Annotated in this window: 25 protein-coding genes; 17 read left to right on the top strand and 8 right to left on the bottom strand. The window is 66.8% G+C overall.

Going from position 1 to position 21601, the window contains the following annotated elements; genetic code table 11:
* Positions 1 to 47: 47 nt before the first annotated feature.
* The 5 genes from V5F78_RS13845 to V5F78_RS13865 form a co-directional block, all read right to left on the bottom strand.
* The gene (locus V5F78_RS13845) at positions 48 to 797 is read right to left on the bottom strand and encodes an NUDIX hydrolase (protein ID WP_394072136.1); all 750 of its coding nucleotides are present in this window, start codon (positions 795 to 797) and stop codon (positions 48 to 50) included.
* Positions 794 to 1891: an alkene reductase gene (locus V5F78_RS13850; protein ID WP_394072137.1), complete on the bottom strand. Its 1098-nt coding sequence runs from the start codon at positions 1889 to 1891 to the stop codon at positions 794 to 796. Before V5F78_RS13850 ends, V5F78_RS13845 begins: the two co-directional genes overlap by 4 nt.
* A gap of 124 nt (positions 1892 to 2015) precedes the next feature.
* Entirely contained in the window at positions 2016 to 2912 is an 897-nt protein-coding gene (locus V5F78_RS13855) for a PhzF family protein (RefSeq protein ID WP_394072138.1), read from the bottom strand.
* 65 nt (positions 2913 to 2977) lie between these two features.
* Entirely contained in the window at positions 2978 to 3826 is an 849-nt protein-coding gene (gene pdxY / locus V5F78_RS13860; protein ID WP_394072139.1) for a pyridoxal kinase PdxY, read from the bottom strand.
* A gap of 128 nt (positions 3827 to 3954) precedes the next feature.
* Positions 3955 to 4890 (bottom strand): SDR family NAD(P)-dependent oxidoreductase, encoded by a 936-nt coding sequence (locus V5F78_RS13865; RefSeq protein ID WP_394072141.1) that lies wholly within the window; start codon positions 4888 to 4890, stop codon positions 3955 to 3957.
* A gap of 81 nt (positions 4891 to 4971) precedes the next feature.
* Here V5F78_RS13865 and V5F78_RS13870 point away from each other — a divergent pair, with 81 nt between their 5' ends.
* Both V5F78_RS13870 and V5F78_RS13875 read left to right on the top strand, forming a co-directional pair.
* Positions 4972 to 5991, top strand: coding sequence for a polysaccharide deacetylase family protein (locus V5F78_RS13870; protein WP_394072143.1), 1020 nt, complete (start codon positions 4972 to 4974; stop codon positions 5989 to 5991).
* A gap of 38 nt (positions 5992 to 6029) precedes the next feature.
* On the top strand, positions 6030 to 7289 hold the full coding sequence (locus tag V5F78_RS13875) for an amidase (protein ID WP_394072145.1): 1260 nt from the start codon (positions 6030 to 6032) through the stop codon (positions 7287 to 7289).
* A 60-nt stretch (positions 7290 to 7349) separates the two neighbouring features.
* Here the strand turns inward: V5F78_RS13875 and V5F78_RS13880 are convergent, their stop codons facing one another.
* Positions 7350 to 7577: a hypothetical protein gene (locus V5F78_RS13880; protein ID WP_394072147.1), complete on the bottom strand. Its 228-nt coding sequence runs from the start codon at positions 7575 to 7577 to the stop codon at positions 7350 to 7352.
* Between the two features lie 492 nt (positions 7578 to 8069).
* Between V5F78_RS13880 and phnC the strand changes: the two genes are divergently transcribed.
* From phnC to V5F78_RS13905, 5 genes are all read left to right on the top strand, one after another.
* Positions 8070 to 8882 carry a phosphonate ABC transporter ATP-binding protein gene (phnC, locus tag V5F78_RS13885; RefSeq protein ID WP_394072149.1) on the top strand — a complete coding sequence of 271 codons (813 nt, stop codon included), beginning with the start codon at positions 8070 to 8072 and terminating at the stop codon, positions 8880 to 8882.
* Positions 8883 to 9066: 184 nt separating this feature from the next.
* Positions 9067 to 9987 (top strand): phosphonate ABC transporter substrate-binding protein, encoded by a 921-nt coding sequence (gene phnD, locus V5F78_RS13890; protein WP_394072151.1) that lies wholly within the window; start codon positions 9067 to 9069, stop codon positions 9985 to 9987.
* A gap of 62 nt (positions 9988 to 10049) precedes the next feature.
* Positions 10050 to 10946 (top strand): phosphonate ABC transporter, permease protein PhnE, encoded by an 897-nt coding sequence (phnE, locus tag V5F78_RS13895; protein ID WP_394072153.1) that lies wholly within the window; start codon positions 10050 to 10052, stop codon positions 10944 to 10946.
* Entirely contained in the window at positions 10943 to 11803 is an 861-nt protein-coding gene (phnE, locus tag V5F78_RS13900) for a phosphonate ABC transporter, permease protein PhnE (RefSeq protein WP_394072155.1), read from the top strand. The genes phnE (V5F78_RS13895) and phnE (V5F78_RS13900) overlap by 4 nt, the downstream gene beginning before the upstream one ends.
* Before the next feature lie 272 nt (positions 11804 to 12075).
* A complete protein-coding gene (locus tag V5F78_RS13905; RefSeq protein WP_394072157.1) occupies positions 12076 to 12432 on the top strand; it encodes a c-type cytochrome in 357 nt (118 codons plus the stop codon).
* Between the two features lie 143 nt (positions 12433 to 12575).
* On the opposite strand, the gene V5F78_RS13910 is transcribed toward V5F78_RS13905, so the two are convergent.
* Positions 12576 to 13187, bottom strand: a complete 612-nt coding sequence (locus V5F78_RS13910) for a pyridoxamine 5'-phosphate oxidase family protein (protein WP_394072159.1) — start codon at positions 13185 to 13187, stop codon at positions 12576 to 12578.
* 8 nt (positions 13188 to 13195) lie between these two features.
* Complete coding sequence (gene phnF, locus V5F78_RS13915) at positions 13196 to 13960, bottom strand: phosphonate metabolism transcriptional regulator PhnF (protein ID WP_394072161.1); 765 nt, start codon at positions 13958 to 13960, stop codon at positions 13196 to 13198.
* Here phnF and phnG point away from each other — a divergent pair.
* The 10 genes from phnG to phnN all read left to right on the top strand — a co-directional run bounded on the left by phnG (position 13959) and on the right by phnN (position 21596).
* Complete coding sequence (gene phnG, locus V5F78_RS13920) at positions 13959 to 14567, top strand: phosphonate C-P lyase system protein PhnG (RefSeq protein WP_394072163.1); 609 nt, start codon at positions 13959 to 13961, stop codon at positions 14565 to 14567. The two genes, phnF and phnG, sit on opposite strands and share 2 nt — an antisense overlap.
* A complete protein-coding gene (phnH, locus tag V5F78_RS13925; RefSeq protein WP_394072165.1) occupies positions 14567 to 15166 on the top strand; it encodes a phosphonate C-P lyase system protein PhnH in 600 nt (199 codons plus the stop codon). Before phnG ends, phnH begins: the two co-directional genes overlap by 1 nt.
* A 3-nt stretch (positions 15167 to 15169) precedes the next feature.
* Positions 15170 to 16291: a carbon-phosphorus lyase complex subunit gene (locus V5F78_RS13930; RefSeq protein ID WP_394072167.1), complete on the top strand. Its 1122-nt coding sequence runs from the start codon at positions 15170 to 15172 to the stop codon at positions 16289 to 16291.
* Positions 16288 to 16857: a hypothetical protein gene (locus tag V5F78_RS13935; RefSeq protein ID WP_394072169.1), complete on the top strand. Its 570-nt coding sequence runs from the start codon at positions 16288 to 16290 to the stop codon at positions 16855 to 16857. The genes V5F78_RS13930 and V5F78_RS13935 overlap by 4 nt, the downstream gene beginning before the upstream one ends.
* Positions 16858 to 16862: 5 nt before the next feature.
* A complete protein-coding gene (locus tag V5F78_RS13940) occupies positions 16863 to 17768 on the top strand; it encodes an alpha-D-ribose 1-methylphosphonate 5-phosphate C-P-lyase PhnJ (protein WP_394072241.1) in 906 nt (301 codons plus the stop codon).
* Complete coding sequence (locus V5F78_RS13945) at positions 17765 to 18241, top strand: GNAT family N-acetyltransferase (protein WP_394072171.1); 477 nt, start codon at positions 17765 to 17767, stop codon at positions 18239 to 18241. The genes V5F78_RS13940 and V5F78_RS13945 overlap by 4 nt, the downstream gene beginning before the upstream one ends.
* On the top strand, positions 18238 to 19029 hold the full coding sequence (gene phnK, locus V5F78_RS13950) for a phosphonate C-P lyase system protein PhnK (protein WP_394072173.1): 792 nt from the start codon (positions 18238 to 18240) through the stop codon (positions 19027 to 19029). Before V5F78_RS13945 ends, phnK begins: the two co-directional genes overlap by 4 nt.
* An 11-nt stretch (positions 19030 to 19040) precedes the next feature.
* Complete coding sequence (phnL, locus tag V5F78_RS13955) at positions 19041 to 19790, top strand: phosphonate C-P lyase system protein PhnL (protein WP_394072175.1); 750 nt, start codon at positions 19041 to 19043, stop codon at positions 19788 to 19790.
* A gap of 70 nt (positions 19791 to 19860) precedes the next feature.
* Positions 19861 to 21015 carry an alpha-D-ribose 1-methylphosphonate 5-triphosphate diphosphatase gene (locus V5F78_RS13960; RefSeq protein ID WP_394072177.1) on the top strand — a complete coding sequence of 385 codons (1155 nt, stop codon included), beginning with the start codon at positions 19861 to 19863 and terminating at the stop codon, positions 21013 to 21015.
* Positions 21012 to 21596, top strand: coding sequence for a phosphonate metabolism protein/1,5-bisphosphokinase (PRPP-forming) PhnN (gene phnN / locus V5F78_RS13965; RefSeq protein ID WP_394072179.1), 585 nt, complete (start codon positions 21012 to 21014; stop codon positions 21594 to 21596). Before V5F78_RS13960 ends, phnN begins: the two co-directional genes overlap by 4 nt.
* Positions 21597 to 21601 lie beyond the last annotated feature (5 nt).

A 21601-nucleotide genomic window follows, 5' to 3' on the forward strand; every position in this document is an offset into this window, starting at 1 on the left:
CATTTTGGAGATTCGCGGGCCGCCCGGGCCTTCCCCGGCCCAATCCCTCAGGGCAGATGATGGCGCAGATAGGAGGCGGCGAAGGACGTGACCTTGTCCGTGATCTGGGACCGATCCCGGATCACCACCGCATCGACAAGTTCCGGATCGGCCTCCCGCGCAATGAAATCGCGGATGCGCCCGGCGAGTTCCTCGCCCGGCATGTCGAACACCAGGCGATGCACCAGCGCCAGCCGCGCGCCGTCGAACACCAGGCTCCAGCCGCCGTCGGCATGGATCAAGGACGGGTCGAGCCCGGTTTCCTCCCGCAACTCGCGCAAGGCGGACTGTTCCAGATCCACCCGCCCGTCCGGCGTGATGTCGTTCAGGTCGGGCGTGCCGCCGGGAAAGAACACCCGCCCCGAATTCGCGGTGCGCGTGCCCATCTCGCCCAGCACGAACGCCCCGTCATTGCCCTGGAGGCCGCACAAGGCGAATGCGTTCCAGGCCCCAAGCTCCGGCCAGTCACGCGCCCGCCACCACAGCAGCGTGGCGAAATCGGTCTCCAGGAAATGGCCCCGCAGGAGCCCGCCCGTGAGGGCGAACTCCCGCAGAACCAGGATGCGGCCGTTCCACAAATGGGGATTGGCCGCGAGTTGAACGGCGAACTCGGCCTCAATCTCGGAGCGGTGGGCCTCCGCCTCGGTCCAGATCTCGGCCGCGATCCGCAGATCGAAGCCGGTGAACGGCAACACCTTGTCGAACACGCGATCCGCGGCCGGGACCAAGCTCCCACCCGCCTCCGGGCCGGCGCTCACGCCACCGCTTCCAGGGCCGGATAGTCGGTATAGCCCTCGGCGCCGCCGCCATAGAGCGTCTCGCGCTTCACCTCGTTCAGCGGCGCGCCGGTGCGCAGGCGTTCCACCAGATCCGGATTGGCGATGAACGGGCGGCCGAAGGCGATCAGGTCCGCCTTGCCTTCCGCAAGCACCTTTTCGGCGAGCGCGAGGTCATAGCCGTTATTGGTCATCCAAGCGCCGGAATAGCGGGCGCGCAGCTGCTCGAAATCGAAGCTCGGATCGACGTCGCGCGGACCGCCGGTGGCGCCTTCCACCACATGGATATAGACCGGCTTCAGCTTCTCCAGCTCTTCCACCGCATAGTTGAACAGGGCCTGGGGATTGCTGTCGGTCAGATCGTTCGCGGGGGTCACCGGCGAGATGCGCAGGCCCGTGCGCTTGGCACCGATCTCGTCGATGATCGCCGCCGTCACTTCCAGCAGCAAGCGGGCGCGGTTCTCGATCGAGCCGCCGTAGATGTCGGTGCGCTTGTTGGCGCCGTCGCGCAGGAACTGGTCCAGCAGATAGCCATTGGCGGCGTGGATCTCGACCCCATCGAAGCCGGCGGCGATGGCATTGGCGGCGGCGCGGCGATAATCGGCGATGATGCCGGGGATCTCAGCCAGCTCCAGGGCGCGCGGCTCGGAGGTCTCGGCAAACGTGTTGTTCACGAAGGTCTTGGTCTTCGCCGTGATGGCGGAGGGGGCCACCGGCGCGCCGCCGTTGGGCTGGAGCGAGACGTGGGAAACCCGGCCCACATGCCAGAGCTGGATCACGATCCGCCCGCCCTTGGCGTGGACCGCATCCGTTACCTTCTTCCAGCCGGCGACCTGCTCGGCGGTGTAGATGCCCGGGGTGTCCTGATAGCCCTGGCCCTGCTGGGAAATCTGCGTCGCCTCGGTGATGATCAGGCCGGCGGAGGCGCGCTGGGTGTAATATTCCACGGTCAGCGGGCCGGGCACGAAGCCGGGCAGCGCCCGGTTGCGGGTCAGGGGCGCCATCACGATTCGATTGGGAAGGGTGAGGTCGCCGAGACGATAGCTTTCAAAAAGTGTGGCTTTCGCGTCGCTCATGGGAATGCCTTTGGTTTGCGGCCTGCGGCCGGCAATGGTGCGATGCAGCGCAGATAGATCTACAACGGCCACAACCAAGGGGTCGGCCGAACACTTTTTCGCCATATGCCTTGAGGGAAGCCCCTCAGAGGTGCAACACGCCCTCGGCCACCACCACCGCATTGCCGCCGATGGTCGCCTCCACCACGTGGCCGCCCTTCACCGTAAAGCCCAGATTGATGCGGCTCGGCCGTCCCATCTCGAAGCCCTGGTCGATGCGGACCTTGTGGTTGCCCTCCACCCGCGCCTCCGCATCCAGCAGCACGGCGGGAAAGGCGGCGGCGGCAGCGCCCGTGGCCGGATCCTCCTCCGTCCCCAGGCCGGGCGAGAACATGCGGGCACGGAAATCGGCATCGCCCTCCTCGTCCGGGGTATAGAGATAGAGCGCCTCGCCATAAGAGCCGAGGTTGCGGATGAAGGCCGCCTCGTCCGGCCGGGCGCGGGCGAGCGCGGTCAGATCGGCCAGCGGCACGAACAGGAACGGCACCCCGGCGGAGGCCACCACGGGGCGATGGGCGTCGAACCCGATATCGCCGACGCTGAGATTGAGCGCATCCGCGCAGGCCTGGCGGGAGATATCCACGTCCTCCAGCGTGCTGCGGCGCGGCACGATGAAGGTGGCGCTGCCCTTGCGGGCGCCGGTCGTATCGCTCGCCACGTCGCAGATCAGCGTGCCGATCTGCTCTTCCAGCCGCATCTGCCCCTTGGCGAGCTTGTCTTCCAAGGCGAGCAGCACCGCCGCGCCCACGGTGGGGTGGCCAGCGAACGGCATTTCATGGGCGGTGGTGAAGATGCGCACCCGCGCCCGGTGGGAGGGGTCCTTCGGCGGCAGGACGAACACCGTCTCGGAGACGTTGAACTCGCGGGTGATCTGCTGCATGGCCGCATCGTCGAGCCCTGCGGCATCCAGCACCACCGCCAACGGGTTGCCACCGAACGGGCGCGAGGTGAAGACATCGAGCGTCACATAACGGCGCGGCATGGCGGGTCATCCGATGAGGCAGAACGCGAGCGGCGGGCTCGCGCGGTACGAGCCACAGTTTTGCCTCAAACTGCCTCCGGCGTGAAGACACGGCTTGGTCGCACGAACTCTTCCTGCGCCTCCACCAACAACAATTCCCGCGCTCCGGCCTGATCGGTGCGCCGCAACAGGCCATAGATCGAGGAGGCGGCCGCGCCGAGCGCCACCGCAACGCTGCCGCTGCGCTTCCAGTGGAAATAGAACAGCGCCGCGATCGCATCGCCGGCCCCATTGAGCGAAACGTCGAGGCGCGGCGTGCGCACCAGGAAGCGCCCTTCCGGCCCACAGGCGAGCAGGTCGATGGATTGGGCCGGTGTCTCCTGCGAATGCAGGCTGGTGACGAGCACGACCCCGGGGCCGGTCTTTTGCAGGTGCGCGCAAGCGGCGAGCGCATCGGCGCGGGTCACAAGTGTTTGCCCGGTCAGCCATTCCAGCTCGAACTGATTGGGCGTGATCACATCCGCCGCCGGCACGGCGACGTCGCGCATGAATTCGGGAATGCCCGGCCGCACGAAGATGCCCCGCCCCACATCGCCGATCACCGGGTCGCAGCAATAGGTCGCCCGCGGATTGGCGGCCCGCACCCGCGCCACGGTGGCGAGGATCGCCGCACCGAGATCGGCCGACCCCATGTAGCCGGACAGAACGCCGTCGCAGCTGGCCAGCTGGCCGCGCTCGGCGATGCCTTCCACCAGTTCCAGCACCAGCTCGGCCTCGAACACTTGCCCGCGCCAGGCTCCGTAGCCCGTGTGGTTGGAGAATTGGACCGTGTGGATGGGCCACACCTCCACCCCCAGGCGCTGCAAGGGAAAGACGGCGGATGCGTTCCCCACATGGCCGAAGGCGACGTGGGACTGGATGGACAGAAGGTTCATTGGCCGCGCCCGCTCGGAAGGATGCGGCGCGTTAGCGCGCATCGGCCGGCAGCACAAATGGATTTTGCTGATCCGCGCCAGAAGCCGCACTGATGCACCGCGCCGCCACCCATCGGCGCAGGCGCTGCTCAGCCTTCCGGTGGCGGGCCGTAAGCGCGGCGGCTCACCCGCGCCAGGAATCGCCGGGGTGCGAGGCGAACCGCGAACGTCATCAAGCGGTTGGCAAGCCCGACCACTTCCACTCTCTTGCCTGCCAGCATGGCCAGATAGCCCGCTTCTGCCACCGTGCGCGCATCCGCGACCGGCCCGCGGAACACCCGCGTCGCCCCCATGCCGGCACGGGCGGCAAAGCCGGTATGAGTCGGGCCGGGACACAGAGCCGTGACGGCGATGCGGGTCTCGCTTAATTCCTCGCTCAAAGCTTCGGAAAACGAGAGCACATAAGCCTTGCTCGCGGCATAGACGGCGGCGAAAGGGCCCGGGGCGAAGGCGGCGGTGGAAGCAACTTGCACGATCCGCCCCTGCCCCCGCGCCAGCATGCCGGGCAGGACAGCGCGGGTCAGAAGGGTGAGCGCCGCAATATTTGTGGCGATCATGCCCTCGGTCGCGTCAAGGTCGGCGTCGACGAACGGCCCGTAGGCACCGAATCCCGCGTTGTTCACCAATACGTCCAGTTCCATTCGCGCGATTTCGGCGCCGAGCATGTCTACCGCCACGGGATCGGAGAGATCGGCGACGCGCACCTCAACCTGCGCCGCCCCGGCGGCCCGCACCACCCCCGCCGCCGCCTCCAGGCGGGCGGCATCGCGCGCCACCAGGATCACGGCGAACCCATCCCGCGCCAGGAGACGCGCGAACTCCAGCCCGATGCCGCCGCTGCCGCCGGTCACGAGGGCGAGGCGCGGCTCGTCCGAGGCGGGCGGTTGGCCTTGCGGGAGGGAGGAATCTGGAGCCATCTTGGTGTCCTGTCGCGCCGGCGTGGTGGCGATCTTCGGCGCGCCGCGTGGCTTGTGCAAGGCGCGCGGCGTCTGCCCGGCGGCGGGCTGCGCCGGCTGCAAGGCCACGCACGAAGCTTTGCACGGGTAAGCCTTGCGAGCCCACGCGGACCATGCCACTCCCACCCCACGATGCTCCGACCCCCGGCCTTGCCCTTGCCCCTGTCCCTGCCCCTTCCCCTCGCGCGTCTATCGCGCTCCGCCGCCGCCGGTCTGCTGGCCCTCGCCTGCGCCGCGTCCACGCTCTGCGGGCCGGCACGTGCCGCCCCATCCCTTGCCGCGTCGGCCTGCTATGCGCCTGAAGCCCTGCGCGCGCGGCCGGGCGAAGAGATCGTGCGGCGCGCCGCCGCCCCCGCTTCCCTGCCCGACGTGCGCCTGCCCCCGGCCCAGCCCGTGCCGGCTTCGCTCTCCGGCTCGATTCGCCGGGTGGACCTGCCGGCCGGTGTGAAGCTGGTGGCCCTCACCTTCGACCTGTGCGAGGCCTCGGGCGAAGTTTCGGGCTATGATGGCGCCCTGGTGGATTATCTGCGGGCCGAGCATGTGCCCGCCACCTTCTTCGGCGGCGGCAAATGGATGGTCAGCCATCCCGATCGCGCCGCCCAGATCCTGGCCGATCCGATCTTCGAAATGGGCAACCACACCTGGTCCCACGCCAATCTCGCGGTGAAGACCGGGGAGGCCATGACGCGCCAGGTGGACGATGCCGACACCGCCTTCGGCCTCTCCCGCGCCAACGCCACGCAAGCGGGCTGCATGCTGGAAAAGGTGCCGGTCCGCCCCGCGCTGTTTCGCTTCCCTTACGGCTCGTGCAGCGCGGAATCGATGAATTACGTCAACGAGACCGGCCATCTGGCGATCCAGTGGGACGTGGATTCCGCCGACCCCGCCTTTCTCGGCGCGAGCTTGATGGCGCAGAACATGCTGCGGGCGATCCGCCCCGGCTCGATCGTGCTGATGCATGCCAATGGCCGAGGCAAGCACACGGCCGAGGCTCTCCGGATCTTGATCCCGGCGCTGCGGGCGAAAGGCTATGGCTTTGCCACGGTGTCGGACCTGATCGCGGCCGGCAAGCCGGTGATCGCCTCGACCTGCTATTCCGAGCATCCGGGCGACACGCGCGTCTATGACGAGGCCGCGCGCTCCGGCCGCCATATCCTCTCGCGCCCCTGAGCGCGGACCGTTCAGAACCAAAGAAGAAAGACCTTCCCATGCTCCTTGCCCGCGACCTTGCCCACGACGTGCGATCCGGCCGGCTGACCCCTCTCGATCTGGTGGACATGTGCGATCAGGCGATCGCGGCGCAGGACGCGCAGGTGCGGGCGTTTGCGGTGCTTGATCTTGCGGCGGCGCGCGCCGCCGCGCAGGCACCGGGCCAGGCCGATCGCCCGCTCGCCGGGCTGCCGTTCGCGGTGAAGGACATTCTCGATACCCGCGAATTGCCGTCGGAATATAATTCCCCGATCTATGCCGGCCACCGCCCCGCCAGCGATGCGCCGGTGGTGAGCCAGGCGCGGCGCGGTGGCGGCGTGCTGCTCGGCAAGACCGTGACCACGGAATTCGCTTTCCTGGAGCCGAGCATCACGCGCAATCCGCGCCGGCTCAGCCATACGCCGGGCGGCTCCTCGGCGGGCTCGGCAGCCGCGGTGGCAGCCGGCATGGTGCCGCTCGCGCTCGGCACCCAGACCGGCGGCTCGGTCATTCGGCCGGCCTCCTATTGTGGCGTCACCGGCTATAAGCCGACCTTCCGCATCCTGCCCACCCTGGGCATGAAGACCTTTTCCTGGCATCTCGACACCATCGGCCTGTTCGGCGCACGGGTGCAGGACGTGGCGTTCGCCGCCGCCGGCCTCACCGGGCGGGACCTCGACATCGGCACCGAGGTGGCGCAAGCGCCGCGCATCGCGGTCATCCGCACCGTGCGCGCCGACCAGGCGGACGCGGACGCCCATGGGGCGCTCGACCAGGCCGCCCGCGCCCTGGCCGCCGCCGGCGCCCATGTGAGCGAGGTCGCGCTTCCACCTGAACTGGAAGCCGCCGACGCGATCCACTCTACGATCCAGGATTACGAGGGCGCGATCGCCTTCGCCGACGAATATGACCGCATGCGCCACCTGCTCTCGCCGCTGCTGGCACGCTATCTGGAACAAGCCGCCAAGGTGCAGCCGGATGCCTATGATTCCGCCCGCCGCACCGCCAAGCACGCGCGCCACCGGCTTGGCGACTTCTTCGCCGATTATGATGCCATCCTCACCTTCTCCGCCCCCGGCACGGCACCTGAGGGCTATGGCACCACCGGATCCGCCATCTTCAACCGGCTGTGGACGCTGATGGGCACGCCGACGGTGAATGTGACCGGGCTTTCGGGCGCCAACGGCATGCCCATGGGCGTGCAGATCGTGGGGCGTTTTGGCCGGGATCGCACCGCCTTGACCGTCGCCGCCCTCGCCGAGCGCGCGATTCAAAGCTGAAATACAATATATCAAAACAGGGCGATGTGCAGTGCGACACCGCCATGTGGATGGTATCGTTCACTTCTCGAAAATAGACGCTGCGACGCAGGATAATACGCCGCGCTGCGGCAGCGTTATTTCCTTTTCCATTTTTTGGTCTTTGTTAAGCTTCGCTCGGAGATCGACCAAAAAGGGACTTGAGAAGTGGACCTGGGCTCGATACTCGACATGCTGAAAGTAAGCACCGCTTTCGCCGTAATCGGCGCGGTCTTGCTCGGCATGATCTGAGTTTGACCACACGCTCAAGCCGCCTTCGTAAAAGAGCAAAAATCGCGAAGGGCAGGTCGATCGGCGCGGCGCTGGAGAGAAAATCTCCGGCGCCGCGTGCCTCACCGGCGTGCGGCGGCCCTGACACCCCCGGTCTCCCAGTTTTCCATCTCCCCGTTTCCCGCATTTTCCGCGCGCACACGAGCGTCAGCGTCGCGCGCATCGGGCGCTCGACTCGCGGCCAATGCACCGCGCCGCCAGCCGCCCCCATCGGAGCGCGTCGGCCCGTGGCCGGGGCTCATGTGGCAACACCGGCGGGAGTCGACCTTCAGGGCTAGGCCCTTGGCCCTAAATGTACTTTTGTCCCAACAATCAGGCTTTCAGGCCGGATTGTGACGCCCATGACGAATTTATGAAGCCCGGCATTGGAGGATTTACAAGGGCGCGGCGGCACCCGATCACCGCAGTGTCATAAGATTGTTGCGGCGCCCGCTTAAGGAAATGTCCCGGTAAGCACCGGAGCAAAACCAGATGATGGTGATCGAAGGGCTGACCTGCCGATTTGGCGAAAAGGTCGCTGTGTCGGACGTCAACCTCGAGATTGGGCAGGGCGCCTTCATCGGCGTCATCGGCCGTTCGGGCGCGGGCAAGTCCACCTTGCTGCGCATGATCAATCGCCTGCAGCCCTCCAGCGGCGGCGCGATCCGCTATGACGGCGTCGATGTCACGGCGCTGAAGGGCCGGGAGTTGCGCCTGTGGCGCGCCCAGGCCGCCATGATCTTCCAGCAGTTCAACCTGGTGGGTCGGCTCGACGTGCTCACCAACGTGCTCATGGGCCGCCTCGCGACCATGCCGCGCTGGCGCGCGCTGTCCAAGATGTGGAGCGAAGAGGACAAGGCCGTCGCGCTGACCGCGCTCGATCAGTTCGACATCGCCCAATTGGCCGCCCAGCGCGCCGACAGTCTCTCGGGCGGCCAGCAGCAGCGCGTGGCCATCGCCCGGGCCCTGGTGCAGGAGCCGGGGCTGATCCTGGCGGACGAGCCCATCGCCTCGCTGGATCCGCGCAACACCAAGGTGGTGATGGATGCCCTGCTACGCATCAACAAGCATTTCGGCATCACCGTCCTGTGCAACCTGCACTCGCTCGATCTCGCCCGCACCTATTGCGATCGCCTGATCGGCATGGCCGCCGGCCGCGTGGTGTTCGACGGCGCGCCCGAGGCGCTGACCGAGGGGGTCGCCCGCGAACTCTACGGCCTGGAGGCCGGCGAGGTGATGGACATGCATGGCGCCGCCGAGCCGGACTTCGAACCCGCCCTGGTGCCGGACGCCGCCGCCGTGTGAACCCGCCGCCCCCTTCGTGTTGGCCGGGCGCCAACGCAGGCCCGCCACCGGCACGCGCGTGAATGCGACAGCGCATGGCAATCCCACTTCGCGCAGCCCATCGCCGCGCGCGGTTTTCCAAAAGTACGCGTGATTTCAAGCGTTTTTACCCCCCGACCATACCCGCATCCTCAAGGAGCGAGACATGCTGACCCGCCGTACCCTCATGACCGTGGCGACTGCCGCGGTGCTCTCCGCCGGCTTCGCCGGCGCCGCCGCCGCCCAGGATTGGAAAGCCAAGTATCCCGAGCTGGTGTTCGCGGTCATCCCGGCCGAGAACGCCTCGGGCGTCACGGACCGCTACCAGCCGCTCATGGACTATCTCTCCAAGGAGCTCGGCGTGAAGGTGACCCTGCGGGTCGCCAATGATTATGCGGCCGTGATCGAGGGCCAGCGCGCCGGCAACGTCCAGATCGCCGCCTATGGCCCGGCCTCCTTCGCCCGCGCCCTGCTCACCGGCGTGAAGACCGAAGCCTTCGCGATCGAAGTGAACCAGGACGGCACCAAGGGCTATCATTCGGTGCTCTATGTGAAGGCCGACAGCCCCTATAAGTCGATCGAGGATCTGAAGGGCAAGAACCTCTGCCTGGTCGATCCCAATTCCACTTCCGGCAACAACGTGCCGCGCTTCGCCCTCAGCAAGATGGGCATCACCCCCGACGCTTTCTTCAGCAAGGTGGTCTATGCCGGCTCCCACGAAAACGCCGTGATCGCCGTGCAGCAGGGCACCTGCGACGCCGCCTTCAACTGGTGGAACGACGAGAACGAATCCAACCTCATGCGCATGGATCGCAAGGGGATGGCGAAGTATTCGGACTATCGCATCATCTACAAGTCCGACCTGATCGTGAACTCGCCCTACGCCTATCTGTCGGACCTGCCGGACGATCTGAAGGCGAAGATCCGCGACGCTTTCTTCTCCATCCAGAAGAACGACAAGGCCGCTTTCGAGAAGATCTATGAAGGCAAGGCCCAGCCCTGGCAGCCGGTCGACAACGCCGCCTATAAGCCGGTGATCGAGCTGATCAAGTTCGTCGACGAGCTGCGCAAGAAGAAGGCGTCCTGACGCCGAAAGGACGGCCCGCTTCGGCGGGCCGTCCGCTCCCGCAGGTTCGGAACTCACGCCCCATGCCCTTTCCCCTGCCCCACGCGTTCGCGACCCTTCCGGCCGAGCAGCTCGCGCCGCTGGCGCGCCATTATGCGGCGGCCATGGCCTCGCGCCGGCGCCATGTCTATATCGGCCTCGCGGTGATCGTGGTCTGCATCGCCCTCTCCTCCTGGATGGGCGAGGTGAAGCCGGCCGTATTCCTGGCCAATGCGGGGCGGCTCGGGAATTATTTCTACGACATCACGCCCACGCTCACCTTCGCCAATCTGGCCGCCGACCTCGGCGAATGGTTCTGGAACCTGGACCATTGGCTGAAGCTGCTGTGGGACACCATCCTGATCGCCTATCTCGGCACGCTGTTCGGCGGCCTCGGCGCGTTTTGCCTGTGCTTCCTGGCCAGTGCCAATCTCGTGCGCTCCCCCTGGATCAGGCTCGGCGTGCGCCGCTTCCTGGAATTCTGCCGCACCGTGCCGGAGATCGTGTTCGCCCTGCTGTTCGTGGTGGCGTTCGGCCTCGGGCCCATGCCCGGCGTGCTGGCGCTGTCCATCCACACCATGGGCGCGCTCGGCAAATTGTTCGCCGAAGTGGTCGAGAACATCGACATGAAGCCGGTGGACGGGGCCACCGCCTCGGGTGCGGACTGGGTGCAGAGCGTGCGCTTCGCGGTGCTGCCGCAGGTACTCTCCAATTTCGCCTCCTACGGCCTGCTGCGGTTTGAAGAGAATGTGCGCGAAGCCGCCATCATGGGCTTCGTCGGCGCCGGCGGCATCGGGCAGGACCTGGTGGAGGCGGTGCGCAAATTCTACTATTCCGATGTCTCCGCCATCCTGCTGCTGATCATCGGAACGGTGGTGATCATCGACCTTGTCACCGAGCGCGTGCGCCATGCGCTGCTGGGCACGGAGCGGCGTTCATGAACCGCGCCCGCCTCACCCCCGATGCCGCCGATCGCGCCCGCCTCGCCGCGCTGCATCCAGCGATCTTCACGCCCTCGCTGGCGCGCCGCGCCTGGACCTTAGGGTCGCTCGTGGTGCTGGTGGTTCTGGCGATCTATGCCATGTGGCAGCTGGAATTCAGCTTCGCCCGCATCGGCAGCGGCATCCGCCAGCTCTGGCTGTTCCTCACGCTGATGCTGCCGCCCGATCCCGGGACGCAATTTTCGCTCTATGTCCACGCGCTCGGCGAGACCCTGTCGATCGCCTTCCTCGGCACCTTCACCGGCGCGGTGATCGCGGTGCCACTCGGCTTCCTGGCCGCCCGCAACGTGGTGCCGAACTTCTTCCTCCACATGCTGGTCCGGCGGTTCCTGGACGTGCTGCGCGGCATCGACCGACTGATCTGGGCCCTGATCTTCGTCACCGTGGTGGGGCTGGGGCCGTTCGCCGGCATATTGGCCATCGCCACCGCCAGCGTGGGCATCTTCGCCAAGCTGTTTTCCGAGGCCATCGAGGCCACCGACCGCAAGGCGGTGGAAGGCATTCTTTCCACCGGAGGCACGGGGCTGGATGCGGTACGCTTCGGCCTGCTGCCGCAGGTGATGCCGGTGCTCACCAGCCAGGTGCTGTATATTTTCGAGAGCAATTCGCGCCAGTCCACCATCGTCGGCATCGTCGGCGCGGGCGGGCTCGGGCTTCACCTTGTGGAGCAGATCCGCGTGCTGGAATGGCAGAAGGTGAGCTTCCTCGTCCTCATGATGCTGGTGATGGTGGCGGTGATCGATTTCATCTCCGCGCGCCTGCGCTTCGCCATCATCGGCCGCAAGGACGTGGTCTGAGGCGGCTCCCGCAGCGGCTCGGGCGCTTTCAGCAGACCAAAAGTGGAATGCGGTTTCGCCTTAAGAAATCGCGTCACCACCGGCTGGCGCACGCGGCCAAAATCTTTTCGCCCGCTCAATGTTGCCTTCTCTGGACAGGTTCCAGTGTGGAAGCTACGCAAGCGGCCGGCCGGGCGATCAAAAGGGGGGCTACCCTTCGGGCGTTTGGGCCACATCCGCCCCTCATGCAGGGCGCGGGTGGATGAAAAACAGCCAATCCTGAGGGGGTTACCATGTTCAAAATGTCTGGACGCGCTGCCGTGGCGCTCCTGCTGCTCACCGCGACCGCCCAGGCCGGCGATCCGCCCACGGCCTTCAATCAATGCAAGGCCTGTCATAAGGTCGAAGCGGGCAGAAACGCCATCGGACCGTCGCTCTTCGGAATCGTCGGTATGAAGGCCGGAAGTGTCGCGGGCTATCAGTACAGCCCCGCCATGAAGAATTCCGGACTCACGTGGGATGACGCCACCCTTACTAAATACCTGGCCAGTCCCAAAGACACGGTCCCCGGCACCAAGATGGCCTTTGTCGGCCTGAAGAAGCCGGAGGAGGTCGCGGCTGTCATCGCCTATCTGAAAACCTTGAGGTGAACGCCGGCCACGGCGTGCACGCCCGATGAGGCGAAGAGCCGGCGGTCCTTCGGCCCGCTCCCTTCACCGGATGGCCTCGAAGCGGAGCGGGCTCGAGCCGCTCGCTCTGCCGACGTGACGACCATCTGAACCCGCTCCGCCGCTCAGTAGAGCACGCTCGCGTAGCGCCGCAGCATCTCTTCTTGCGTCTCCGGCGGTGCTTCCAGGCCGGCATGGTCCTTCAGCATCTCGCCCATGGTCGGCAGGGCCGAACGCGCGATCTGCGCGTCCTGGCTCCACAAGGCCGAGCGCATGAGCGACTTGGCGCAATGCAGATAAGCCGAATCGACCGTGATCTTCAGGACGCTCGCCGGCAGCTTGCCCGCCACCGCGAAGCGCGCGCACAGCGCGGCGTCGGCATGAATCTCCGCCCGCCCGTTCACCCGCAAGGTCTCGTCCACGCCGGGAATGAGGAACAGCAGCCCCACGCCGGGGCGCTCCAATATGTTTTCGAGACTATCGAGCCGGTTGTTGCCGGGCCGATCTGGCAGGAGAAGCGTGGTGTCGTCCTCCACCGCCACGAAGCCGGGCTGGTCACCGCGGGGCGACACGTCCATGGAGCCGTCGGCGCCTCCGGTCGCCAGCAACACGAACGGGCTCAGCGCAATGAAATGGCGGCAGTGACGGTCGAGGACATGAATTTCCTTGGCCACGGAACGGCCGTGCGCGGGCTTGTAGAGGGTGCGCAGCGCCTCGCGGCTCTCGATCTTGGTCATGAACGCTCTCAGGGCCTGATGACGAGCTGGACCCGGTCGGCGGCGAAGCTGGAGCGGCCCCATTGCAGGGGCGTGCCGTTGGCTTCCACATCCACCCGTTCCACCACCATCACAGCCCGCCCAGGGCTCAGCGACAAGCGTTCCTGCTCGGTCTCGTTCGCCGGCCGGGCGGAAACGCGGGTCTCGCGACGGCGGAAATCGAGAATGCCGATGGTGGACAGCGCCCGCGTCAAGGACCCGGTGGCGGCATAGACGAGGTCCAGGTCGCGGCAGCGGGACTGCGGAAAATAAGCCCGCCCGCAGGAAATCGGCACGCCGTCGGCTTCATGGATGGTCTCGATGACGAGCACCGCCGTGCCTTCGGGAATTTCAAGCGCCTGCGCCACCTCGCGGCTCGCCGGCTCGACCGCCGAGCCGAGGCAGCGGCCGAATGGCTCGCGCCCATTGGCGGACACGATCTCGCAGAAGCGGGTGCGCGTGCCGATGGGATAGCGCAGCGGGGCATCCTTGACGAAGGTGCCGCGCCCGGCTGTGGCCTCGATCATCCCCTGTTCCGTCAGAACCGCCAAGGCGCGCCGCACCGTGTGGCGGTTGACGCCGAAACGCAGGGCAAGGTCCGCCTCCACCGGCAGCCGCGCGCCCGGCGCATGCACGCCGGCGGCGATCTCGCCCTCCAGGCGCTCGGCGATCTGTTTCCACAGCGCGATCCCCGATCCGCGCTTCACATCCACATCCACCGCATCTGTCATCGCAGCGTGACCCATTTCGTCCATGGTCGTCACCGTTCCCATCATTTTTGCGCCCGCTTTGCCCGCGTGCCTTGCTTATTTGTATACATCACTATACAAAGCATTTCCAGAAACACAACACGATACCTCCAACTGGCAGATCGCGCTGCACCTGACCCGAGGATCGAGCGCAATGAACGACAGCCCGGATGACGCGACCGCCCGCCGCATCGAGATGATGCGCCTTCTTTCGCGTGCCACCCAAGAAGAGCTCGAAGCCGCCGTGGAGCGATTCGCGCCCTTGCCTCCCATGCGAAACTTGCGGGCGCCGGACACCGGCCTCGCCATGCTGCGCGGCCGCGTCGGCGGGGATGGCGCGCCCTTCAACCTGGGCGAGGCCACCGTGACACGTGCGGCGGTGCAACTCGAAGCGGGGGCCACGGGTGTCTCCTACATGCTCGGGCGCGAGCCAGAGCGCGCACGAGCCGCCGCCATCCTCGATGCCCTCTGGCAGGACGAAGCCCTGCGCGGCGCCGTCGAACTGGCTCTTACCGATGTACGCCGCCGCCTTGACGATGAAGTGACGCAGGGCGCCGCCAAGACCGAAGCGACCAAAGTGAATTTCTTCACCATGGTCCGGGGAGAAGATTGATGCCCGCCACAGCATTGGCGCCCGGCTTCGCCGACGCCCCGCGCGAGGCGCAGGAGGTTTTCAAGGCGGTGATGTGGGCGCTCGCCCGTCCCGGCCGCCCGGTGCCGCTGAACGCCCGGCTCGCTCCGCCCGCCCCGCTCTCGCCCGAGATGGCCGCCATCGCCCTGGCCCTGCTGGATTATGAAACCCCGGCATGGCTGGATCCGGCCCTGGCCGCGGCGCCCGCGGTCGCGGCCTTCCTGCGCTTCCATACCTCCGCACCGCTGGTCGAGACGCCCGCAGCGAGCCGCTTCGCCCTGATCGCCGATGGGGCGGCCCTGCCCGACTTCGCGCGCTTCGCCCTCGGCGAGCCGGATTATCCCGACCGGTCCACCACGCTCGTGGTGCAGGTGGAGACACTGGGCGAAGGCCCGACCCTGCTGGAGGGGCCGGGCATCGAGACCCGCCTGGGCTTTGCGGCCGCGCCGCTGCCCGCCGATTTTTCCGCCCGCCTCGCCGCCAACCGGCAGCTGTTTCCGCTGGGCGTGGACCTCATCCTCGTCGCGCCGGGAGCCGTGCTCGGCTTGCCGCGCTCGGCGCGCGTCATCGGGGAGGCCTGAGCCATGTATGTGGCCGTCAAGGGCGGCGAAACCGCCATCCGCAACGCCCATGCCCTGCTCGCCGAGACCCGGCGCGGCAATCCCGGCGTGCCGGAAATCGGCATCGACCAGATCGCCGAACAACTCACCCTGGCCGTGGACCGCGTCATGGCCGAGGGCGCCCTCTATGATCGCAGCCTCGCCGCGCTGGCCCTCAAGCAGGCCCGGGGCGACGTGATCGAGGCGATCTTCCTGGTGCGCGCGTTCCGCACCACCCTGCCCCGCTTCGGCTATGCCCAGCCGGTGGAAACCGGAGCCATGCGCGTGCGCCGCCGCGTGTCGGCCACCTTCAAGGACCTGCCCGGCGGGCAGGTGCTGGGGCCGACCTTCGACTATACCCATCGCCTGCTGGATCCGAACCTCGCCACCTTCGCCGCCACCCCGGCGAATGAACAGGCTGCGACGCCGATTGCGCCTTCGGTGGCGCCGGCCAATCCGCCGGTGGCGATGGCCCGCGTGACCGATCTGCTCGGCGATGAAGGACTGATCGAAGCTTCCCCGCCCGACGACGGCACCGAGCCCGGCGACATCACCCGCGCGCCGCTCTCCTTCCCCGCCGACCGTTCGGTGCGCCTCCAGAATCTCGCGCGAGGCGATGAAGGCTTCCTGCTGGCGCTCGGCTATTCCACCCAGCGCGGCTATGCCCGCACCCATCCGTTCGTCGGCGAGGTGCGCATGGGCGAGGTGGAGGTGAGCATGTTCGTGGAGGAACTTGGGTTTGCCGTTCCGCTCGGCGAAATCAGTCTCACCGAATGCCAGATGGTGACCCAATTCCACGGCTCGGCGCAGGTGCCGCCGCAATTCACGCGCGGCTACGGCCTCGTGTTCGGCCAGAGCGAGCGCAAGGCCATGTCCATGGCGCTGGTGGAACGCGCCCTGCGTCATGCCGAGCTGGGCGAGGAGAAATCCGCCCCGGCCCAGGATGCGGAATTCGTGCTCTCCCATTCCGACAACGTGCAGGCGACCGGCTTCGTCGAGCATCTGAAACTGCCGCATTACGTGGATTTCCAGGCCGAGCTGGACCTGGTGCGCCGCATGCGCGTCGAGCATTCCGAGGCCGCCACGCAGAAGGAGGCCGCGGAATGAACACGCACTACAGGCACCTTCTGGAACAAATAGAAAACCGTCCCGAATTTTTCGAATACGTAGGTGCCGAAGATTTTAAATTAAAGAAATTTTTAGACCGAAATATAAGAAATCAAAGCCAATTGACCGAATCTGATCTTTTTGAAATCGCAAAAATTAAGAGCGCGCGACGACCAAAGCTCGTTTACTCCAATGAAAAAGGTGCCATTGAAAAGATAACCAGATTTGCGTTCTCGGAAGATAATGAGACCACGAAGCTTCGCATATTATGCGCTCTGAATGGTGTCGGCCCTGGCGTGGCTTCCGCTGTCCTGGCATGGACTAGGCCGGAGCAGTATGGCGTCATCGACGTCAGAGCTTGGAGAGCTCTACACCATTTTAATATGCAAGGTTTCGAATCTTCAAAAGCAACTATTAAAATTGAAGATTGGGATATTTATCTGAGAACAATCAGAATAATTTCCAATATGGCCGGCAGGACACCTCAGGAAGTAGACCTTTGGCTATATCATTTCGACAGCAAGGAAATTGGTAAAATTTCCAAAGCTGGGAGAAACAAAAAATGAGCCAGATGCCGGCCATCACCTATAATTTCGCCTATCTGGACGAACAGACCAAGCGGATGATCCGCCGGGCGATCCTGAAAGCCATCGCCATTCCCGGCTATCAGGTGCCGTTCGCCAGCCGCGAGATGCCCATGCCCTACGGCTGGGGCACCGGCGGCGTGCAGGTCACCGCCTCCATCCTCGGGCCGGACGACGTGCTGAAAGTGATCGACCAGGGCTCGGACGACACGACGAACGCGGTCGCCATCCGGGGCTTCTTCGAGACCACGGCCGGCGTCGCCACCACCACGCGCACGCAGGATGCCACCATCATCCAAACGCGCCACCGCGTGCCCGAGGCCCCGCTCCACGCCGGGCAGGTGCTGGTCTATCAGGTGCCGATTCCCGAGCCGCTGCGGTTTTTGGAGCCGCGCGAGAGCGAGACCCGCAAGCTGCACGGCCTCGCCGATTACGGCCTGATGCATGTGAAGCTCTATGAGGACATCGCCCGCCACGGCCATATCGCCACCACCTATGCCTATCCGGTGTCGGTGTCGGGCCGCTATGTGATGGATCCCTCACCGATCCCGAAGTTCGACAATCCCAAGCTGAACGACAGCCCGGCGCTCCAGCTGTTCGGCGCCGGACGCGAGCAGCGCATCTATGCGCTTCCCCCGCATACCCGCGTGGTGTCGCTGGATTTCAAGGACCATCCCTTCACGGTGCAGCATTTCGCGAAGCCCTGCGCCCTGTGCGGCGCGCAGGGGGTCTATCTCGACGAGGTGGTGCTCGACGACAAGGGCGGGCGCATGTTCGTGTGCTCGGACACGGATTATTGCGCCGAGCGGCGCGACGCCGGACATGTGGGTGAGCTCGGCGTGCCCGTGGACGGCGTACCGGTGCCGGGCGCACCGGCGGAGGACGCCGCATGAGCGTGCTCGACGCCCCCACTCTCACGGTGCGCCACGCCACCGAAGCGGACCTGCCGGCGGTGCTGGCGCTCTATGCCCAACCGGGCATGGACGATGGCGCCATGCTGCCGTTGGAGGACGCCACGGCCCTGTTCCGCCGCTTCAGCGACTATCCCGACTATAAGCTCTATGTCGCGGAGGCCGGCGGCGTGGTGGTGGGCACGTTCGCCCTGCTCATCATGATCAATCTCGGCCATCTCGGCGCGCCCTCGGCGATCGTCGAGGACGTGGTGGTTGCGCCCCACATGCAGGGCGCCGGCATCGGGCGCGAGATGATGCGCGTCGCCATGGCCCATGCGGCGGAGAAGGGCTGCTACAAGCTCGTCCTCTCCTCCAACCAGAAGCGCGAACGCGCCCACGCCTTCTACGAGCAGCTCGGCTTTGCGCGCCACGGCTTCAGCTTCCATATCGAGCTTGCGGGAGAGGATGCATGAGCGCCCTTGCGGACGAGGATCAGCCGCTGCTTTCCGCGCGCGGCCTGACGAAATTCTACGGCGCCCGCCTCGGCTGCCGCGATGTGGACCTCGACGTCCATCCCGGCGAGGTGGTGGCCATCGTCGGGGAATCCGGCTCGGGCAAGTCGACGCTGCTCGGCCTGCTCTCCACCGAATTGGACCCGAGCGCAGGCACCGTCTCCTACCGCATGCGCGACGGCGTCATGCGGGGCCTCGCCGATCTCTCCGAGGCCGAGCGGCGGCTTTTGCTGCGCACCGATTGGGGCTTCGTGCGCCAGCACGCCGAACAGGGCCTGCGCATGGCGGTCTCGGCCGGCGGCAATGTGGGCGAACGGCTGATGGCGGTCGGCTGGCGGCACTATGGCGAGATCCGCGACGAGGCGGGCGACTGGCTCGACCGGGTCGAGATCGCGCGCGACCGCATGGACGACGATCCGCGCACCTTCTCCGGCGGCATGCGCCAGCGCCTGCAGATCGCCCGCAATCTCGTCACCCGCCCGCGCCTCGTGTTCATGGACGAGCCCACGGGCGGCCTCGATGTTTCCGTGCAGGCGCGTCTGCTGGATTTGGTGCGCTCGCTGGTGGCCGACCTTGGCCTGGCGGTGATCATCGTCACCCACGATCTCGCCGTGGCCCGCCTCCTCTCCCACCGCATCCTGGTGATGCGCCACGGCCGGGTGATCGAGGAGGGGCTGACGGATCAGGTGCTCGACGACCCGCGCGAGCCCTATACCCAGCTGCTCGTCTCCTCCGTGCTGGCGGCATAAGGAGCCTCGCGATGAACACCCACATCTCTCCCACGCCGGCTGCCGACGACGTCCACACACGGGCCGTTCCGCTTTTGCAGGTGAAGGGTCTCTCCAAAGCGTTCACGCTGCATCTGCGCGACGGCATGCGCCTGCCGGTGGTGGAGGGCGTGAGCTTTGAAGTGCGGGCCGGCACCTGCGTCGCGCTCGGCGGCCCCTCGGGCGCCGGAAAAAGCTCCATCCTGAAGATGGTGTTCGGCAATTACCGCACCGATGCCGGCGCGATCCTGATCGCCGACGGCGCCGAGCAGGTCGACGTGGCCCGCGCCGCGCCGCGCCGGATGCTGCGGTTGCGGCGCGAACGCATCGGCTATGTCAGCCAGTTCCTGCGGGTCATTCCCCGCGTCTCCACCCTGGACGTGGTGGCCGAGCCGCTGCGCGCCGAGGGCGTGGAGGCGCCGGCCGCGCTGGCGCGGGCGCGCACCCTGCTCGCCCGCCTCAATCTGCCCGAACGGCTCTGGGGCTTGCCGCCCGCGACCTTTTCCGGCGGCGAGCAGCAGCGGGTGAACATCGCCCGCGGCTTCATCGGCGCCCAGGGCCTCCTGTTGCTGGACGAACCCACCGCATCCCTCGACGCCGCCAACCGCGCCGTGGTCATCGAGCTGATCCGCGAGAAGAAGGCCGAGGGCGTCGGCATGCTCGGCATCTTCCACGATGGCGAGGTGCGCGAGGCGGTGGCCGATCTGGTGGTGGACGTCTCCGGTTTCTCCGCCGCGCATTAGGCGCGGTCCCCCTTCCACCTGTCGCCGGAGTGCGCCTCCGCGCGCGGCGATGCGATGAAAAGGCTCAGCCATGTCCGTTCATTCCACCGGCGAAAGCGTTTTCGCCAATGCCCGCGTTGTGCTGCCCGACGAAGTCCTGCATGGGCATGTCCGCGTGCGTGACGGTCGGATCGCCGAGATCGGTACCGGCGCGGTGCCAGCCGGCGCCGAGGATCTCGCGGGCGATTACCTGCTGCCCGGCCTCGTGGAACTTCATACCGACCATGTGGAAGGCCATCTCGCGCCCCGTCCCAAGGTGCGCTGGAATCCGGTCGCCGCCGTGCTCGCCCATGATGCGCAGATCGCCGCCTCGGGCATCACCACCGTGTTCGATTCCCTGCGCGTATGGCCCGACCGGCGCGCCGTGGGCATGGATGGCGATGCGCCTTTGCTCGCCACCGCCCTTGGCGAGGCCCGCGCGGCCGGCGCCCTGCGCGCCGACCATTTGATCCATCTGCGCTGCGAGGTGGCGACTGACACGGTGGTGGAAGAAGCGCAGGCGATCATGGATGCGCACGACGTGCGCCTCGTCTCACTGATGGACCACACGCCAGGTCAGCGCCAGTTCGCCACCATCGACCAGTTCCGCAGCTATTATAAGAAAAAGAGCGGCATCACCGACGAAGAGATGGACATCATCGTCAAGGCGCGCCTGGAGTTCCATAGCCGCTTCGCGCGGGAGAATCGCGCCAGCCTGGTTGCCATCGCGCGCGAGCGGGGCATCGTGCTGGCGAGCCATGACGATGGCACAGACGCCCATGTGGAGGAAGCCATCGGCGACGGCGTCGCCATCGCCGAATTCCCCACCACCCATGATGCCGCCCGCCTCTCCCATGCCGCCGGCATTCGCGTGCTGATGGGCGCACCCAATCTGGTGCGTGGCGGCTCGCACACGGGCAATGTCTCGGCTCAGTCGCTGGCGCAGGCGGGCTTGCTCGATATCCTGTCGTCGGATTATGTGCCGTCTAGCCTTTTATGGGCTGCCTTTGATTTGACCCAGCGCGAAAGCCAGATCACCTTGCCGCAAGCCGTCGCCATGGTCACGCGCACACCCGCCGCCGCCGCGAGCCTCACCGATCGCGGCGAGATTGCGCCGGGCAAGCGGGCCGATCTGGTGCGGGTGCGCCTCGCGGGCGAACTGCCGGTCGCCACCGCCGTGTGGCGTGAGGGGCGGCGCGTGGCATGAGCCTGACGCAGGACGCGATCGCCGAGGCGCCGCAGCCGCTCGGCCCGGGCGCGCTGATCCTGGTGGTCGGCCCCTCCGGCGCCGGCAAGGACACGCTGCTGGACTTTGCGCGCGCACGTCTTCGCGGAAATGCACGGGTGCATTTCGCGCGCCGGCTGGTGACCCGCCCGGCAGGCGCGGGCGAAGAACATGGCACGCTGAGCGTCGAAGATTTCGCCGCCCGGCAGGGCGAATTCGCCCTCGCCTGGCAGGCGCACGGCCTCTCCTACGCCCTCGGGGCGGAAGTGGCGGCGCAGGTGCGCGCGGGCGACGTGGTGGTGGCCAACGGCTCACGCGCCACTTTGCCGGAGGCGCGCAAGCGCTTTTCCCGCCTGTTCGTTGTGCATGTGAGCGCGCCGGTCGCGGTGCGCGCCGCCCGCCTCGCCATGCGCGGGCGGGAAGCGGAGGACGATATCCGCGAGCGCCTGGAGCGGGCGCCCCAGATCGACCTTCAGCCCGATCTGCTGCTTGAAAACGTCGGTCCACCGGAGACGTGCGGCGCACGCCTCGCCGATTTCATCGCCACGCACGCGCCGGCCTGAACCGG

This window comes from Roseixanthobacter glucoisosaccharinicivorans (assembly GCF_043195095.2).
GTDB lineage: Bacteria > Pseudomonadota > Alphaproteobacteria > Rhizobiales > Xanthobacteraceae > NCEH01.

Coding starts and splice junctions, on each gene's coding strand:
- V5F78_RS13960 (WP_394072177.1), top strand. CDS start 19,861: ATGTCCGTTCATTCCACCGGCGAAAGCGTTTTCGCCAATGCCCGCGTT.
- V5F78_RS13945 (WP_394072171.1), top strand. CDS start 17,765: ATGAGCGTGCTCGACGCCCCCACTCTCACGGTGCGCCACGCCACCGAA.
- V5F78_RS13930 (WP_394072167.1), top strand. CDS start 15,170: ATGTATGTGGCCGTCAAGGGCGGCGAAACCGCCATCCGCAACGCCCAT.
- phnE (WP_394072155.1), top strand. CDS start 10,943: ATGAACCGCGCCCGCCTCACCCCCGATGCCGCCGATCGCGCCCGCCTC.
- phnL (WP_394072175.1), top strand. CDS start 19,041: ATGAACACCCACATCTCTCCCACGCCGGCTGCCGACGACGTCCACACA.
- V5F78_RS13905 (WP_394072157.1), top strand. CDS start 12,076: ATGTTCAAAATGTCTGGACGCGCTGCCGTGGCGCTCCTGCTGCTCACC.
- phnD (WP_394072151.1), top strand. CDS start 9,067: ATGCTGACCCGCCGTACCCTCATGACCGTGGCGACTGCCGCGGTGCTC.
- V5F78_RS13855 (WP_394072138.1), bottom strand. CDS start 2,912: ATGCCGCGCCGTTATGTGACGCTCGATGTCTTCACCTCGCGCCCGTTC.
- phnH (WP_394072165.1), top strand. CDS start 14,567: ATGCCCGCCACAGCATTGGCGCCCGGCTTCGCCGACGCCCCGCGCGAG.
- phnF (WP_394072161.1), bottom strand. CDS start 13,960: ATGGACGAAATGGGTCACGCTGCGATGACAGATGCGGTGGATGTGGAT.
- phnN (WP_394072179.1), top strand. CDS start 21,012: ATGAGCCTGACGCAGGACGCGATCGCCGAGGCGCCGCAGCCGCTCGGC.
- phnC (WP_394072149.1), top strand. CDS start 8,070: ATGATGGTGATCGAAGGGCTGACCTGCCGATTTGGCGAAAAGGTCGCT.
- phnE (WP_394072153.1), top strand. CDS start 10,050: ATGCCCTTTCCCCTGCCCCACGCGTTCGCGACCCTTCCGGCCGAGCAG.
- V5F78_RS13875 (WP_394072145.1), top strand. CDS start 6,030: ATGCTCCTTGCCCGCGACCTTGCCCACGACGTGCGATCCGGCCGGCTG.
- phnK (WP_394072173.1), top strand. CDS start 18,238: ATGAGCGCCCTTGCGGACGAGGATCAGCCGCTGCTTTCCGCGCGCGGC.
- V5F78_RS13850 (WP_394072137.1), bottom strand. CDS start 1,891: ATGAGCGACGCGAAAGCCACACTTTTTGAAAGCTATCGTCTCGGCGAC.
- V5F78_RS13910 (WP_394072159.1), bottom strand. CDS start 13,187: ATGACCAAGATCGAGAGCCGCGAGGCGCTGCGCACCCTCTACAAGCCC.
- phnG (WP_394072163.1), top strand. CDS start 13,959: ATGGTCGTCACCGTTCCCATCATTTTTGCGCCCGCTTTGCCCGCGTGC.
- V5F78_RS13935 (WP_394072169.1), top strand. CDS start 16,288: ATGAACACGCACTACAGGCACCTTCTGGAACAAATAGAAAACCGTCCC.
- pdxY (WP_394072139.1), bottom strand. CDS start 3,826: ATGAACCTTCTGTCCATCCAGTCCCACGTCGCCTTCGGCCATGTGGGG.
- V5F78_RS13940 (WP_394072241.1), top strand. CDS start 16,863: ATGCCGGCCATCACCTATAATTTCGCCTATCTGGACGAACAGACCAAG.